Here is a 13,622-nt window from a genome sequence, read left to right as displayed (position 1 = left end):
CGCTCCGGCCGGCCCCGCGATGAGCAAGATCCGCCGGGTCGCCGTCACCAGCCCGCAGACCCGCCTCGCCCACGCGCGCCGCCGGTCGCGTCACCGCTGGCGCCAGCCCCGCCTCCCCGCCGGTGACACCCAGCGCGCCACCGCCCTCTACACCGCCCAGCGCCGTCGCGGCATCCCCGCGCTGGTCCTCATGTTCGCCCTCCTCCTCGGCCTGCCGGGCGTCTTCGCGCTCTTCCCGGGCCTGGACGCCGTGCGGCTGCTGGGAATTCCGCTCTCCTGGCTGATGCTCGCGGTCCTCCCCTACCCGGCGATGGCCCTGCTGGCCCGCTGGCAGCTGCGCCGCGCCGAGCGCATCGAGGACAGGTAGTGGGTGTCGCGCTGGCCGTCGCGCCGGTCGTGCTCGTGACGCTGCTGATCGGCGTCCGCGGGGTCGCCGCCATGCGCACGACGTCGGACTTCCTCGTCGCCTCGCGCCGGATCTCGCCGCTGGTGAACTCGGCCGCCGTCTCCGGTGAATACCTGTCCGCCGCCTCCTTCCTCGGCGTCGCCGGGCTCGTCGTCAAGGACGGCATCGGGGCGCTCTGGTACCCGGTCGGCTTCACCGCCGGCTACATCGCGATGCTCGTGCTCGTCGCCGCGCCGATGCGGCGGTCGGGCGCGCTGACCGTCCCCGACTTCGCCGAAGCCCGGCTCAACTCCCCCGCGCTGCGCCGGCTGGCCGCCGTCGTCGTGCTGGTCATCGGCACGATCTACGTCGTCCCGCAGTTCCGCACCGCCGGCCTGGTGCTCGCCGCGGTCGGCGGCACGCAGTACTGGGTCGGCGTGGTGCTGGCCGGGGTCGCGGTCAGCGTCACCCTGGCGCTGGGCGGCATGCGCGCGGCGACCTACGTGCAGGCGTTCCAGTTCGTCCTCAAGCTGCTGCTGTTCCTCGTCCCGGCGATCTGGCTGGTGCTGCAGGCCGGCGCGGTCAACCGGACCGACGCGCTCAACCCGGTCGAGTTCACCCACTTCGCCCGCGAGACGCCGGTGCGGTTCGAAGTCGACGTCACCATGGAGATCCGCGAACCGACGCCGGTGCGGCGCAACGGCGTCGTCGAGATGCTGCAGCCGGGCGAGTTCACCGCGCACAGCCAGGACGAGGTCGTGTTCGGCACGGGCGCGGCCGTCCCGGCGGTCCGCGGCGGCGCCGCGCTCGGCGGCCCCGACTGGCGGCGCCCGCTGCTCGACCTCGGCGACCAGGGCTACCCGCTCCTCGGCACCTGGGCCGTGCTCATCGCGACCATGCTGGGCACGATGGGCCTGCCGCACGTCCTGATGCGCTTCCACACCAGCCCGGACGGCCGCGCCGCGCGCCGCACCGCCGCGATCACGGTCGCGCTGCTCGGCGTCTTCTACCTCTTCCCCGGCATCTACGGCGTCCTCGGCCGGGTGCTCGTCCCCGGGCTCTACCTCTCCGGCGCGACCGACACCGTGGTCGTCGCGCTGCCGTACCAGGTGGACAGCGGCTGGGCCGGCGGGCTGTTCACGGCGTTGCTCACCGCGGGCGCGTTCGCCGCGTTCCTGGCGACGTCGCTCGGGCTGCTGCTGGTGATGTCCGGCGCGATCGCGCACGACCTCGTCCCCGGCGGCCTGCGGCGGCTGCGGATCGCGGTGTTCGGCGTCGCCGGGATCATGGTGCTGCTGGCGCTGCGCTCGGCCGAGCTCGACGCCGGGGTGCTGGTCACGTGGGGCTTCACGGTCGCCGCGTCGACGTTCTGCCCGCTGCTCGTGCTCGGCATCTGGTGGCCGCGGCTGACCGCGACCGGCGGCATCGCCGGCGTGCTGACCGGGCTGGTCGCCTCCTCCGGCTCGATCCTGTTCGCCCTCGCCGGGCCGCCGCTGCACGGCTGGGTGGCGATCCTGGTGCAGCAACCGGCACCCTGGTCGGTGCCGCTGGCGTTCGGCGCAATGGCGCTGGTCTCGTTGCGGGGCAGGCCACCCGCCTGGTCCACCGCGGCGATGCTCCGCCTCCACCTGGACGAACCCCGTTCGGCCGGGCCGCGCGACCGTTCGTCAACCGTTCGTCGTCTCGCTCGGCTGTTGAACCGCTGAATCTTCACGCGAGACTCACACGTCCCTACGGTGTCGCACGTCACTTTCCGCAGCGTCGCAGGGAGCAGCGATGAGCACGACCGACACCGGCGGCCCCCCGGACACGTCAGAAACCATCTGGGACCGAGCACACGAAAGCACGGAGTTCCGCGAGCTGCGCAGCCGCCTGCGCCGGTTCGTCTTCCCGATGACGGCGGTCTTCCTCCTCTGGTACCTGCTGTACGTGCTCCTCGCGGACTACGCGCACGGCTTCATGAGCACCAAGGTGTTCGGCAACATCAACGTCGGCCTGATCTTCGGCCTGCTGCAGTTCGTCTCGACGTTCGTCATCACCGGCCTCTACGTCCGGTACGCCAACCGGAAGCTGGACCCGGTCGCCGAGAAGATCCGCGAGGACATCGAAGGCGACGCTGCGAAGGAGCAGGCATGACGAACATCGCCGCGGGTGTGGAAGGCAGCAACCCGCTCCTCAACATCTGCATCTTCGCCGCGTTCGTGATCATCACGCTGGTGATCGTGTTCCGGGCCAGCCGCAACACGAAGACGGCGTCGGACTACTACGCCGCCGGCCGCGCGTTCACCGGCCCGCAGAACGGCATCGCCATTTCGGGTGACTACCTGTCGGCGGCGTCGTTCCTCGGCATCGCCGGCGCCATCGCGATCAACGGCTACGACGGCTTCCTCTACTCCATCGGCTTCCTGGTGGCGTGGCTGGTCGCGCTGCTGCTGGTCGCGGAACTGCTGCGCAACACCGGCAAGTTCACGATGGGCGACGTCCTCGCGTTCCGGATGAAGCAGCGTCCGGTGCGGGCCGCGGCCGCGACGTCGACGCTGATCGTGTCGTTCTTCTACCTGCTCGCCCAGATGGCGGGCGCGGGCGGCCTCGTCGCGCTCCTGCTCGGCGTCGAAGGCAAGGGCGCGCAGGCACTGGTGATCGCCGTGGTCGGCGTGATCATGATCGCCTACGTCCTGATCGGCGGCATGAAGGGCACCACCTGGGTGCAGATCATCAAGGCCGCGCTGCTCATCGTCGGCGCGCTCGTGATCACGCTCTGGGTCCTCGGCAAGTACGGCTTCAACTTCTCCCAGCTGCTGCAGGCCGCCGTCGACAAGGCGGGCAAGGCCGGGCAGACGCTGCTCGGCCCGGGCAAGCAGTACGGCGCCACCGGGACCTCGAAGCTGGACTTCCTCTCCCTCGGCATCGCGCTGGTGCTGGGCACCGCGGGCCTGCCGCACGTCCTGATGCGCTTCTACACCGTGCCGACCGCGCGCGACGCGCGTCGCTCGGTGGTCTGGGCGATCGTCCTGATCGGCGTGTTCTACCTGTTCACGCTGGTGCTCGGCTACGGCGCCGGTGCGCTCGTCGGGCCGGACACGATCAAGAAGGCACCGGGCGGGGTCAACTCCGCGGCCCCGCTGCTCGCTTTGGAGCTGGGCGGGCCGGTACTGCTGGGCCTGATCTCCGCGGTCGCCTTCGCGACGATCCTCGCGGTGGTCGCCGGCCTGACGATCACGGCGTCGGCGTCCTTCGCGCACGACGTCTACGCGAACGTCGTCAAGCGGGGCAAGACGTCGCCGGACGCGGAGGTCAAGGTCGCCCGGATCACCGCGGTGGTCATCGGCGCCCTCGCCATCGGCGGCGGCATCCTGGCCAACGGGCAGAACGTCGCCTTCCTGGTCGCGCTGGCCTTCGCGGTCGCGGCCTCGGCGAACCTGCCGACGATCCTCTACTCGCTGTTCTGGAAGCGGTTCAACACCCAGGGCGCGCTGTGGTCGATCTACGGCGGCCTGGCCATCACGATCGTGCTGATCGTGTTCTCGCCGGCGGTGTCCGGGAAGAGCACGTCGATGATCAAGAGCGTCGACTTCGCCTGGTTCCCGCTGAGCAACCCGGGCATCGTCTCGATCCCGGCGGCGTTCATCCTGGGCTGGCTGGGCACGGTCCTGTCCAAGGAGCACAACGAGAAGAAGTACGCCGAGATGGAGGTCCGCTCCCTGACCGGCGCGGGCGCCGAGAAGGCCGTCGTCCACTAGCTTTCCGGCCGGCACCGACCCCGAAGGCCGTCGCGAGGGTGTTCCCGATCCCCTCGCGACGGCCTTCGGCCAGTTTCAGTACGGCAGCTTGCCCTCGGCGACGCTCTCGAGAGTGGTTTCCAGCTGCTTCCGCACGTACTGCCACAGCCCGCCGCCCAGCGAAATCCTCGCCACCCCCAGCCGGGCGAGGCCTTCGAGGCCCGGGCTGCCCGGCCACGCGGGTGCGTTGACCGCACCGCCGGTCCCCTGCACGAACTCCGCGATCAGCTCCGGCGTGCGCAGGTGGATCGGGTAGACGCAGTCGGCACCCGCTTCGAGGTACGCCTTCGCCCTCGCGACGCCGTCGGCGAGCGCCTCCTTCGCATCGACCCCGCGGAAGGAGTCGACCCGGGCGTTGATCACCAGCCCGTCCCCCGCCGCCTCGCGCAGCGCGGCGATCCGGTCCGCCTGCTCGGCGACGGGCCGGACGCCGCCGGTGGCGTGGTCGGTGTCCTCGAAGTTGCAGCCGACGGCCCCCGCATCGAGCAGCCGGGCCGCCAGCTCGGCGCCGGACAGGCCGTAGCCGGCCTCGGCGTCGACGCTCACCGGGACGTTCACGGCGTTCGCGATGCGTCTTGCGGCAGCGAACATCTCGTCGGCAGGCGCCTTTTCGCCGTCGGCGAACCCGAGCGCGGCCGCGACGGCGACCGAACTGGTCGCCACGGCAGGGAAGCCGGCGGCCTCGACGAGCTTCGCGGTGTCGGCGTCCCAGGCGTTCGGCAGGATCAGCGGCTTGCCGGGGACGTGCAGCGCCTTCAGCGCGGCGGCGGTCACGAGTCGCGCTTGGGGAGCGGGGTGTGGCTGGTGATGGTCATCCGGTTCCAGCTGTTGATCGCGATGACCTCCCAGGCCACCGCGCGGTACTGGTCCTCGGTGAACACCTTCGCCGCCTGCTCGTAGACGTCGTCGGGCACGGTCTGGGTGGCGGACAGCTTCGTCATCGCCTCGGTGAGGGCGAGGGCGGCCTGCTCCTGCTCGGTGAACAGGTCGGTCTCGCGCCAGCCGTCGAGCACGAACAGCCGGCGCGGCGATTCGCCCAGCTCGAGCGCGTCGCGGGAGTGCATGTCGAGGCAGTACGCGCAGCCGTTGATCTGCGACGCGCGGGTCTTCACCAATTCCAGCAGTTTCGGGTCGAGCCCCGCGTTGGCACCGGCCTTGTTCACCTCGGCCTGCAGGTTCGACATCGCCTGGTAGAGCTCGGGAGCGCCCCCGAGCGCGATTCGCTTGGTCATGCCGTCCACGCTAGCCGGAACTGGACCACGGGTATGGTCCAGTCACATGACGGATTCGTGGTCCAGTTCCGGGCTCGACGTCCACCTCGGCTGGCAGCCCGCTTCCGGCCGCGCCGGGCTCGCGGCGGCGATCCGCGCGGCCATCCGGGACGGCCGGTGGCAGGCGGGTGCGGCGGTGCCCTCGACCCGCGCGCTGGCCCACGACCTCGGCGTCGCCCGCGGCACGGTCACCCGGGTGTACGCCGATCTGGCCGCGGAAGGCTACCTGCACACGGCCCAGGGCGCGCCGACCCGCGTGGCGACGGCGGGGTCCGCTCCCCCAGTCCGCGCCGCGGCAGGTGCCGCGCGACCCGGCGCCGCGCTGGGACCTGCGCCCGGGCCGCCCGGACCTGACGGCGTTCCCCCGGCAGGCGTGGATCACCGCCACCCGGCGAGCCCTGCTGCGGACCCCGGCGTCGGCGTTCGGCTACGAGTCGGAGCTGGGCGCGCCGGAGCTGCGCGACACCCTGGCCGGCTACCTGGCCCGGGCCCGCGGGGTGGTCGCCGATCCGGCGCGGATCGTCGTGTGCCACGGGTTTTCGCACGCCATCGCGGTGCTGGCCCGGGCGCTGTCGGGCCTGGGCGTCGGCGAGCTGGCGTTCGAGAACCCGTCACTGGAGATGTACCGCTCGATCGCGGCGGCGCAGGGCCCGCGGATCGTCGGCGTGGACGTCGACGGGCACGGCATCGACGTGTCCGCTTTGGACAGTCCGGCGGTGGTCGTCACCCCCGCGCACCAGTACCCCACCGGCGTCACGCTGGCCCCACCCCGGCGCGCGGCGCTGGCCCGCTGGGCGAGCGACTCGGGCGCGTTCGTGCTGGAGGACGACTACGACGGCGAGTTCCGCTTCGACCGCCAGCAGGTCGGGGCGCTGCAGGCCCTGGCGCCGGAGCGGGTGGTGTACGCGGGCACGGCCAGCAAGACGCTCGCCCCGGCCCTCCGGCTGGCCTGGCTGGTGCTGCCGCGGTCCCTGGTGGAGCCGGTCCGCGCGGCGATGGCGGACAGCGGCTCGCGGCCGGCGCTGCTCAACCAGCTGGCCCTGGCCGAGCTGATCGACTCGGGCGCGTACGACCGGCACGTCCGCCGCAGCCGCGCGGAGTACCGTTCCCGCCGCGCGCGGTTGCTGGCGGCGCTGCCGGACTCGGTGCGCCCGCAGGGCATCGCGGCGGGCCTGCACCCTGATGCTGACCCTCCCGCCGGACGGCCCCACGGAGACCCAGGCCCTGGCGGCCTGCCGCCGCCGCGCAATCGGCATCGAGGGCCTCTCCAGCCACTGGATGACCCCCAACGGCCCCGGCGGCCTCATAGTCGGCTACGCCGCAACCCCGAAACACGCCTTCGCCGGCGCAACCCAAACCCTGATGGACGCCCTCCAAGAAATAGCCACCTGACCCCACCCCCACCCGACCCTCCAGATACGCGAGTCGACCTTCCAATCACGCGAGTCGACCTTCCAATCACGCGAGTCGACCTTCCAATCACGCGAGTCGACCTTCCAATCACGAGTGATGCCCCTCCAATCACGCGTGATGCCCCTCCCGTCACACCGGATGCCCGCGGGCCGCCCCGCCGGAGCGGCCCGCGACCACCGTCAGGACCAGCAGTCCGGCCGGACGCGGAGCAGTTCCGTCCGCAGCACCGGCGTGCCGTCGACCGGCGCCGGGTCGTCCGCGGTCGGCTGGATCCCGCCCGCCGCGACCTTGTCCAGCGTCTTCAGCCCTTCCGCACCGACCGTGCCGAACACCGTGTAGTTCGGCCGCAGCGCGGAATCGCCGTACACGACGAAGAACTGCGAGCCGTTCGTGTCCGGGCCCGCGTTCGCCATCGCGAGCAGGCCACGCGCGTAGACGCGGCGGGCGCCGGTCGGGTCGGTCGGCGCCGGCGGCAGGTCGACCGGCAGCTCGTCCTTGTACTTGTAACCCGGCCCGCCTTCGCCGGTCGCCGTCGGGTCGCCGCACTGCAGCACCTTCAGCGTCGGGTAGGCCGTGAGCCGGTGGCACACCGTGTGGTCGTAGAACCGGTGCCGCGCCAGGTGCAGGAAACTCTGCACGGTGCACGGTGCCTTCGCGCGGTCGAGCCGCAGCGGCAGCGCACCCTGGCTGGTCGGGACCGCGACGTCGACCTTGCCGTGGCTCGGCGTGTGCCGCGGGTCGGGCGGCAGCGGCACCGGCCGCGCGGCCGGTTCGTCCGGGGTTTCGGTGTACTGGCAAGGCCCGTGGGTCGTCTTCGGCGGCGGGGCGTCGGCCGCCGCGGCGACGCCGTTCCCGGCCACGAACAACGCGCCTGCCGCCAGCGCGGTGACGAGTGTCTTCTTCATTCGCACGCCCTCCCAGTGATCGCCCGGTTCCGGAGCGCCCCGCAGTCTAGGGCCCGGCACCGACAGCCAGAACCGGCGAAAGTCGCCCTCGTCAGCCCATCGGGTGAACCTCGGCGCCCGCACCCCGGAAATTGTCGGACCCCCGGCGCACGATGGTCAGCACGCGGCAAACCCGCCGCGCACGGAGGGAGGGCACCATGAGGTTCCGGCGAAGACCCGTTGCGGTGGCACGGTTTCTGTTCGCCAGGCTCGCGTCCGCGCTAGCCTCGAAGATCCGCGATCAGTTCCTCGGCCGCCGCGAAGGGATCGAGTTCCCGCGCCACGACCCGCTCGGCGACGCCGGCGAGCCGCCCCCCGCCGCGCAGATCGACCAGCTCGGCGCGCAACCGGCGGAGCGCGATGGCCTCGACCTCATCGCGCGCCCGGGCCACCCGGCGCCGGGCCAGCTCGTCGTGCTCCACGAGCCAGTCGTGGTGCGCGGCCAGCGCTTGCACGACTTCGTCGATGCCCTCGCCCTTCGCCGCGACGGTCCGCACGATCGGCTGCCGCCAGCTCGGCCCCCGGATTTCCCGGCGGGCCAGCGAGATCATCTGCTTGAGGTCGTGCACGGTGGCGTCGGCGCCGTCGCGGTCGGCCTTGTTCACGACGAAGACGTCGGCGATCTCCAGCACGCCGGCCTTCGCGGCCTGGATGCCGTCGCCCATCCCGGGCGCGAGCAGTACCACCGTGGTGTCGGCCAGTTTCACGACGTCCACTTCGGACTGACCGACCCCGACGGTCTCGATGAGCACGACGTCGAAGCCGGCGGCGTCGAGCACGCGCACGGCCTGCGGGGTCGCCCACGAGAGCCCGCCGAGGTGGCCTCGCGTGGCCATCGAGCGGATGAACACGCCCGGGTCGGTGGCGTGCTCGGTCATCCGGATGCGGTCGCCGAGCAGCGCGCCGCCGGAAAACGGCGAAGACGGGTCGACGGCGAGGACCCCGACCCGCTTGCCCTGCGCGCGCAACGCGGTGAGCAGGGCCGACGTCGAAGTCGACTTGCCGACGCCGGGTGGTCCGGTGAGGCCGACGACCCGGGCCCGCCCGGTGTGCGGGGTCAGCGCCTGCGCGATCTCGGCGACGCGGGGGTGGGCGTCCTCGACGAGCGACAGCAGCCGCGCGACGGCACGGGGTTGCCCGTCCCGCGCGCGGCCGACGAGGTCGTCGAGGTCGAGTGGTCCGGTCACTTACGCCGACGGCACCCGCAGCAGCAGGGCGTCGCCCTGGCCGCCGCCACCGCACAGCGCGGCCGCGCCGAGCCCGCCGCCGCGGCGGCGCAGTTCGTGGATCAGGTGCACGGCGAGCCGGGCGCCGGAGGCGCCGATCGGGTGGCCGAGGGCGATGGCGCCGCCGTTGACGTTGACCTTCTCCGGGTCGAGGCCGAGCTTCTCGGTCGACACGAGCCCGACGGCGGCGAACGCCTCGTTGATCTCGACGAGGTCGAGCGCGTCGGCGGTGAGGTTCGCCTTGGCCAGCGCGGCGAGGATGGCGTTCGACGGCTGCTCGTGCAGGCTCGCGTCGGGCCCGGCGACGACACCGTGCGCGCCGATCTCGGCGAGCGGCGTGATGCCGAGTTCCTCGGCCTTCGCCCGGCTCGCCACGACGACCGCGGCGGCGCCGTCGGAGATCTGCGAGGCCGAGCCCGCGGTGATGGTGCCGTCGGAGGCGAAGGCGGGGCGCAGCTTGGCGAGGCCGTCGGCGGTGGTGTCGGCGCGGACGCCCTCGTCGGTGTCGAAGACGACCGGGTCGCCCTTGCGCTGCGGGATGGAGACCGGCGCGATCTCGTCGGCGAGGTAGCCGTTCTTGATGGCTTCGGCGGCGCGCTGGTGGGAGCGGGCGGAGAACGCGTCCTGCTGCTCGCGGGTGACGCCGTAGCGGGCGTTGTACTTCTCCGTCGAGGCGCCCATGGCGACCTGGTCGAAGGCGCAGAAGAGACCGTCGTAGGCCATGTGGTCGACGAGGGTGGTGTCGCCGTACTTGAAGCCGGAGCGCGACTTGGGCAGCAGGTGCGGTGCCTGGGTCATCGACTCCTGGCCGCCGGCGACGACGAGGTCGAACTCGCCGGCGCGGATCAGCTGGTCGGCGAGCGCGATGGCGTCGAGGCCGGAGAGGCAGACCTTGTTGATCGTCAGCGCGGGCACGCTCATCGGGATGCCCGCGGCCACGGCGGCCTGACGGGCCGGGATCTGGCCGGCACCGGCGGTCAGCACCTGGCCCATGATCGTGTACTGCACCGCTTCCGGGGAGACGCCGGCGCGTTCGAGGGCCGCCTTGATCGCAACCCCGCCCAGCTGAGCCCCCGTGAAGTCCTTGAGGGAGCCCAGCAGGCGCCCGATCGGCGTACGGGCGGCACCCAGGATCACGGAACCGGACACGGCGTCCTCCAAGCATCGGCGCATGGGCAGTTTTCCCGACCATACCCGGGAGCAGGGCTTCTTGATGGAGCCAGTGTGAGGCGGGGCACGCGACGATTCCCCCTCGCGGCGGCGCGCGGGCCCCCTATCCTGCCTCCATGAATGACGCCCTGCGGCCGTTCGTGACGGCCATCGACCACGTCGGCATCGCGGTCCCGGACCTGGACGCGGCCATCGAGTTCCACCGCGAGCACTTCGGCCTGGAACTCACGCACGAGGAGGTGAGCGAAGAGCAGGGGGTACGGGAGGCGATGCTGCGCGCCCCCGGCGCGGCGGGCACGGAGACGCAGGTCCAGCTGCTGGCCCCGATCCGCGAAGACTCACCGATCGGCAAGTTCCTGAGCAAGAGCGGCCCGGGCCTGCAGCAGCTGGCGTACCGCGTGTCCGATGTGGACGCGGCAGCGGCGGCCCTGCGCGCAAAGGGCCTGCGCGTGCTGTACGAGGAGGCGAAGAGGGGCACGTCCAACAGCAGGGTGAACTTCGTCCACCCGAAGGACACGGGCGGAGTGCTGGTGGAGCTGGTCGAGCCGGCCAAGGACACCACGGCGCACTGACAGCGCCCAACCCGTTCCGGCGCAAGCATTCCGCCGCCGCGCGGCCGCACGCCCGTGACAGAAACGGGCGCGCGGCCGGCACACCGGCGATCACCGGGCCGGGCCACGCCCGCGACAGCCGAGCGGGCTCAGAGGCGACACCGGGCAGGCGCCGCACGTCGGCGACAACAAACCCGGCGTCAGCGACGGACGGACGGGTGCGGCACGTCGGCGACAACAAGCCTGACGTCAGCGACAGCCGGACGGGGGCGGCACGTCGGCCAAAGCCAGCTGGCCCGACCGCCGGCCACAGCCGACCGCCCCGACGACGGCCCAGCGCGCCTACGCCGGCGCGGCCTTCGACACCAGGGCGTCGGCGATGAACGTCAGCTCGCCGTCGAACTCCGCCGGGAGGTCGTCCTCCGAGTGGCGGGCCGTGGCGTGGCGGTGGCTGACCGCCCGGGCCAGCAGCCCTGATGCCCGGTCGACGTCCGCCGGGGGGAGGCCGCCGCCCGTTGCGGCCTGGATCACCGCTCGGACCTGGCGGACCAGGACCTGGAAGCGGTCGTGGAGGGCGTCGCGGACCACGTGGTGCGTGTCGGCCTCGCGCCACAACAGGTGGGAGAGCCCCAGCGAGCGGCTGAACCGGTGGTCCAGTTCGCGGACCAGGCGCCGCAGGCTGCCGGCCAGGTCGCCCGGGACCACGACCACCGCCGGCTCGATGCGCTCGTCCGGGAGGCGCTCGACCAGGGCCGTGAGCAGGTCCGCCTTGTGGCGGAAGTAGTAGTGCACCAGCCCCTTCGGCACCCCGGCCCGCTCCGCTATCCGGGAGGTCGGGGTGGCGTCGAAGCCGGACTCGGCGAAGAGCGCCTCGGCGGCGCAGAGGATGCGCTCCTTCGCCGAATCCTCGGTCATTCGTGCCTCCTACGGCGTCAGTGCTGGCCGGCGGTGCGGTGCGCGGCGTTCGCCACCGGCATCGCTGCCGCGCCGGCGATGACCGTCAGCACCCCGGCGATCCAGGACGTCCAGGAAGCGCCGTTGAACTCCGTGTACCCCATCACCCACGGCGCGATGAACAGCAGCACGCCGAGCGCGATCTGGACGCCTTCGCCGTAGACCATGCCCGGCATCGCCAGCGAGACCAGGCCGTCGAGGGCGATCAGGGCACCCAGGACGACCATCGTCCACATTGCGGTCGTATCCGTGCTCAGCCAAAGGGGTGAAAGAGCGGCGACCACCCCGATCACGACCTCGGCCCAGTCGTGGGGCCGGGACCACGCGCGCGCAGAGACTTCACTCATTTCGTGCTCACCTCCGTCTGGTGGAACTGCTGGCTACCATCGATGGTCCGCTTGACTGGCCGGCCGGTCAAGATGGGTCGATCACACTTGAGGATGTAATCGTGCTGTCGGTCTCGTACAGTTGTGGGCGCGTGTTACCGGCGAGTAATTTCTGCCGCCAACGCCGTTGAACCCCCATCTCCGCGGAGGAACCGATGACGCAGCTCGGCGAGATCCAGCAGGCCATCCTGACCGGCGAGTCCGCCGCGGTCGGCTCGTTGCCCGTGCCCGAGAGCTACCGCGGGGTGACCGTGCACGCCGACGAGGTCGACATGTTCGAGGGCCTCGAAAGCCGGGACAAGGACCCCCGCAAGTCGCTGCACGTCGACGACGTGCCCGTGCCCGAGCTGGGTCCGGGCGAGGCGCTGGTCGCGGTGATGGCGAGCGCCATCAACTACAACACCGTCTGGACGTCGATCTTCGAGCCGATCCCGACGTTCAAGTTCCTCAAGAAGTACGGGAAGCTCTCGCCGCTGGCGAAGCGGCACGACCTGCCCTACCACGTCGTCGGCTCCGACCTGTCCGGCGTCGTGCTGCGCACCGGTGCCGGCGTGCACAACTGGAAGCCGGGCGACGAGGTGGTCGCGCACTGCCTGAACGTCGAGCTCGAAAGCCCCGACGGGCACAACGACACGATGCTCGACACCGAGCAGCGGATCTGGGGCTTCGAGACCAACTTCGGCGGCCTCGCCGAGCTCGCGCTGGTCAAGGCCAACCAGCTGATGCCGAAGCCGGATCACCTGACCTGGGAAGAGGCCGCCTCCCCCGGGCTGGTCAACTCCACCGCCTACCGTCAGCTCGTCTCGCGCAACGGCGCGGACATGAAGCAGGGCGACGTCGTCCTGATCTGGGGCGCTTCGGGCGGCCTCGGCTCCTACGCGACGCAGTACGCGCTGAACGGCGGCGCCATCCCGGTGTGCGTCGTGTCGAGTCCCGAGAAGGCCGCGATCTGCCGGAAGCTCGGCGCCGAGCTCATCATCGACCGCAGCGCCGAGGGCTACCGGTTCTGGAAGGACGAGCACGAGCAGGACCCGAAGGAATGGCAGCGCTTCGGCGCGAAGATCCGGGAGCTGACCGGCGGGGAGGACCCGGACATCGTGTTCGAGCACCCGGGCCGGGAAACCTTCGGCGCGTCGGTCTACGCCGCGCGCAAGGGCGGCACGATCGTCACGTGCGCGTCGACGTCCGGGTACATGCACCAGTACGACAACCGCTACCTGTGGATGAACCTGAAGCGGATCATCGGCTCCCACTTCGCCAACTACCGCGAGTCGTGGGAGGCGAACCGGCTGATCGCGAAGGGTCTGATCCACCCGACGCTCTCCAAGACCTACTCGCTCGAGGAGACCGGTCAGGCCGCGCTGGACGTGCACCGCAACGCCCACCAGGGCAAGGTCGGCGTGCTCGCGCTGGCGCCGCAGGAGGGTCTCGGCGTCCGTGACGAGGAGAAGCGCGCGAAGCACATCGAGGGGATCAACGCGTTCCGCGGCGCGTGAGCCGTGACGACGCCGGGGGCGGCACGCTCCCGGCGTCGGAAACCGCC

13 protein-coding genes and 1 pseudogene are annotated in these 13,622 nt (G+C 71.8%); 7 read left to right on the top strand and 7 right to left on the bottom strand.

Annotated features, from left to right (window positions below):
- The first annotated feature begins 19 nt into the window (after positions 1 to 19).
- From AB0M93_RS14815 to AB0M93_RS14800, 4 genes are all read left to right on the top strand, one after another.
- Positions 20 to 367, top strand: a complete 348-nt coding sequence (locus tag AB0M93_RS14815) for a hypothetical protein (protein WP_364273152.1) — start codon at positions 20 to 22, stop codon at positions 365 to 367.
- Positions 367 to 2,091: a cation acetate symporter gene (locus AB0M93_RS14810; RefSeq protein WP_364273149.1), complete on the top strand. Its 1,725-nt coding sequence runs from the start codon at positions 367 to 369 to the stop codon at positions 2,089 to 2,091. Before AB0M93_RS14815 ends, AB0M93_RS14810 begins: the two co-directional genes overlap by 1 nt.
- Before the next feature lie 70 nt (positions 2,092 to 2,161).
- Positions 2,162 to 2,521, top strand: a complete 360-nt coding sequence (locus AB0M93_RS14805) for a DUF485 domain-containing protein (protein WP_364273147.1) — start codon at positions 2,162 to 2,164, stop codon at positions 2,519 to 2,521.
- Positions 2,518 to 4,125 carry a cation acetate symporter gene (locus AB0M93_RS14800; protein WP_364273145.1) on the top strand — a complete coding sequence of 536 codons (1,608 nt, stop codon included), beginning with the start codon at positions 2,518 to 2,520 and terminating at the stop codon, positions 4,123 to 4,125. The genes AB0M93_RS14805 and AB0M93_RS14800 overlap by 4 nt, the downstream gene beginning before the upstream one ends.
- 75 nt (positions 4,126 to 4,200) lie before the next feature.
- Here the strand turns inward: AB0M93_RS14800 and AB0M93_RS14795 are convergent, their stop codons facing one another.
- Both AB0M93_RS14795 and AB0M93_RS14790 read right to left on the bottom strand, forming a co-directional pair.
- Positions 4,201 to 4,938 carry an isocitrate lyase/phosphoenolpyruvate mutase family protein gene (locus tag AB0M93_RS14795; protein ID WP_364273142.1) on the bottom strand — a complete coding sequence of 246 codons (738 nt, stop codon included), beginning with the start codon at positions 4,936 to 4,938 and terminating at the stop codon, positions 4,201 to 4,203.
- On the bottom strand, positions 4,935 to 5,396 hold the full coding sequence (locus AB0M93_RS14790; RefSeq protein WP_364273139.1) for a carboxymuconolactone decarboxylase family protein: 462 nt from the start codon (positions 5,394 to 5,396) through the stop codon (positions 4,935 to 4,937). Before AB0M93_RS14790 ends, AB0M93_RS14795 begins: the two co-directional genes overlap by 4 nt.
- A gap of 46 nt (positions 5,397 to 5,442) precedes the next feature.
- On the opposite strand from AB0M93_RS14790, the pseudogene AB0M93_RS14785 reads away from it, so the two are divergent.
- Positions 5,443 to 6,827: pseudogene (locus AB0M93_RS14785) on the top strand (PLP-dependent aminotransferase family protein).
- 200 nt (positions 6,828 to 7,027) lie between these two features.
- Here AB0M93_RS14785 and AB0M93_RS14780 read toward each other — a convergent pair.
- The 3 genes from AB0M93_RS14780 to AB0M93_RS14770 all read right to left on the bottom strand — a co-directional run bounded on the left by AB0M93_RS14780 (position 7,028) and on the right by AB0M93_RS14770 (position 10,167).
- Positions 7,028 to 7,753, bottom strand: a complete 726-nt coding sequence (locus AB0M93_RS14780) for a peptidylprolyl isomerase (RefSeq protein ID WP_364273136.1) — start codon at positions 7,751 to 7,753, stop codon at positions 7,028 to 7,030.
- A 260-nt stretch (positions 7,754 to 8,013) separates the two neighbouring features.
- The gene (gene meaB / locus AB0M93_RS14775) at positions 8,014 to 8,979 is read right to left on the bottom strand and encodes a methylmalonyl Co-A mutase-associated GTPase MeaB (RefSeq protein WP_364273133.1); all 966 of its coding nucleotides are present in this window, start codon (positions 8,977 to 8,979) and stop codon (positions 8,014 to 8,016) included.
- Positions 8,980 to 10,167: an acetyl-CoA C-acetyltransferase gene (locus tag AB0M93_RS14770; RefSeq protein ID WP_364273130.1), complete on the bottom strand. Its 1,188-nt coding sequence runs from the start codon at positions 10,165 to 10,167 to the stop codon at positions 8,980 to 8,982.
- A 137-nt stretch (positions 10,168 to 10,304) separates the two neighbouring features.
- Between AB0M93_RS14770 and mce the strand changes: the two genes are divergently transcribed.
- On the top strand, positions 10,305 to 10,760 hold the full coding sequence (mce, locus tag AB0M93_RS14765; protein WP_354808123.1) for a methylmalonyl-CoA epimerase: 456 nt from the start codon (positions 10,305 to 10,307) through the stop codon (positions 10,758 to 10,760).
- Between the two features lie 321 nt (positions 10,761 to 11,081).
- Here mce and AB0M93_RS14760 read toward each other — a convergent pair whose 3' ends face one another.
- Both AB0M93_RS14760 and AB0M93_RS14755 read right to left on the bottom strand, forming a co-directional pair.
- Positions 11,082 to 11,654 (bottom strand): TetR/AcrR family transcriptional regulator, encoded by a 573-nt coding sequence (locus tag AB0M93_RS14760; protein ID WP_364273126.1) that lies wholly within the window; start codon positions 11,652 to 11,654, stop codon positions 11,082 to 11,084.
- 17 nt (positions 11,655 to 11,671) lie between these two features.
- Entirely contained in the window at positions 11,672 to 12,040 is a 369-nt protein-coding gene (locus tag AB0M93_RS14755) for an SPW repeat protein (protein WP_364273123.1), read from the bottom strand.
- Positions 12,041 to 12,234: 194 nt separating this feature from the next.
- Here AB0M93_RS14755 and ccrA point away from each other — a divergent pair, with 194 nt between their 5' ends.
- Positions 12,235 to 13,575: a crotonyl-CoA carboxylase/reductase gene (ccrA, locus tag AB0M93_RS14750; RefSeq protein ID WP_364273120.1), complete on the top strand. Its 1,341-nt coding sequence runs from the start codon at positions 12,235 to 12,237 to the stop codon at positions 13,573 to 13,575.
- The last annotated feature ends 47 nt before the right edge of the window (positions 13,576 to 13,622 follow it).

Source organism: Amycolatopsis sp. NPDC051102 (assembly GCF_040682815.1).
In the GTDB taxonomy this organism is placed as follows: Bacteria; Actinomycetota; Actinomycetes; order Mycobacteriales; family Pseudonocardiaceae; genus Amycolatopsis.
The sequence above is the reverse complement of the archived record's forward strand: the minus strand, read 5'-3'. Positions and strand labels throughout refer to the sequence as shown.

Excerpts from the sequence above, each read along its gene's own strand:
- AB0M93_RS14815 (WP_364273152.1), top strand. The coding sequence starts at position 20 with ATGAGCAAGATCCGCCGGGTCGCCGTCACCAGCCCGCAGACCCGCCTC.
- AB0M93_RS14805 (WP_364273147.1), top strand. The coding sequence starts at position 2,162 with ATGAGCACGACCGACACCGGCGGCCCCCCGGACACGTCAGAAACCATC.
- AB0M93_RS14800 (WP_364273145.1), top strand. The coding sequence starts at position 2,518 with ATGACGAACATCGCCGCGGGTGTGGAAGGCAGCAACCCGCTCCTCAAC.
- AB0M93_RS14790 (WP_364273139.1), bottom strand. The coding sequence starts at position 5,396 with ATGACCAAGCGAATCGCGCTCGGGGGCGCTCCCGAGCTCTACCAGGCG.
- AB0M93_RS14780 (WP_364273136.1), bottom strand. The coding sequence starts at position 7,753 with ATGAAGAAGACACTCGTCACCGCGCTGGCGGCAGGCGCGTTGTTCGTG.
- mce (WP_354808123.1), top strand. The coding sequence starts at position 10,305 with ATGAATGACGCCCTGCGGCCGTTCGTGACGGCCATCGACCACGTCGGC.
- AB0M93_RS14760 (WP_364273126.1), bottom strand. The coding sequence starts at position 11,654 with ATGACCGAGGATTCGGCGAAGGAGCGCATCCTCTGCGCCGCCGAGGCG.
- AB0M93_RS14755 (WP_364273123.1), bottom strand. The coding sequence starts at position 12,040 with ATGAGTGAAGTCTCTGCGCGCGCGTGGTCCCGGCCCCACGACTGGGCC.
- ccrA (WP_364273120.1), top strand. The coding sequence starts at position 12,235 with ATGACGCAGCTCGGCGAGATCCAGCAGGCCATCCTGACCGGCGAGTCC.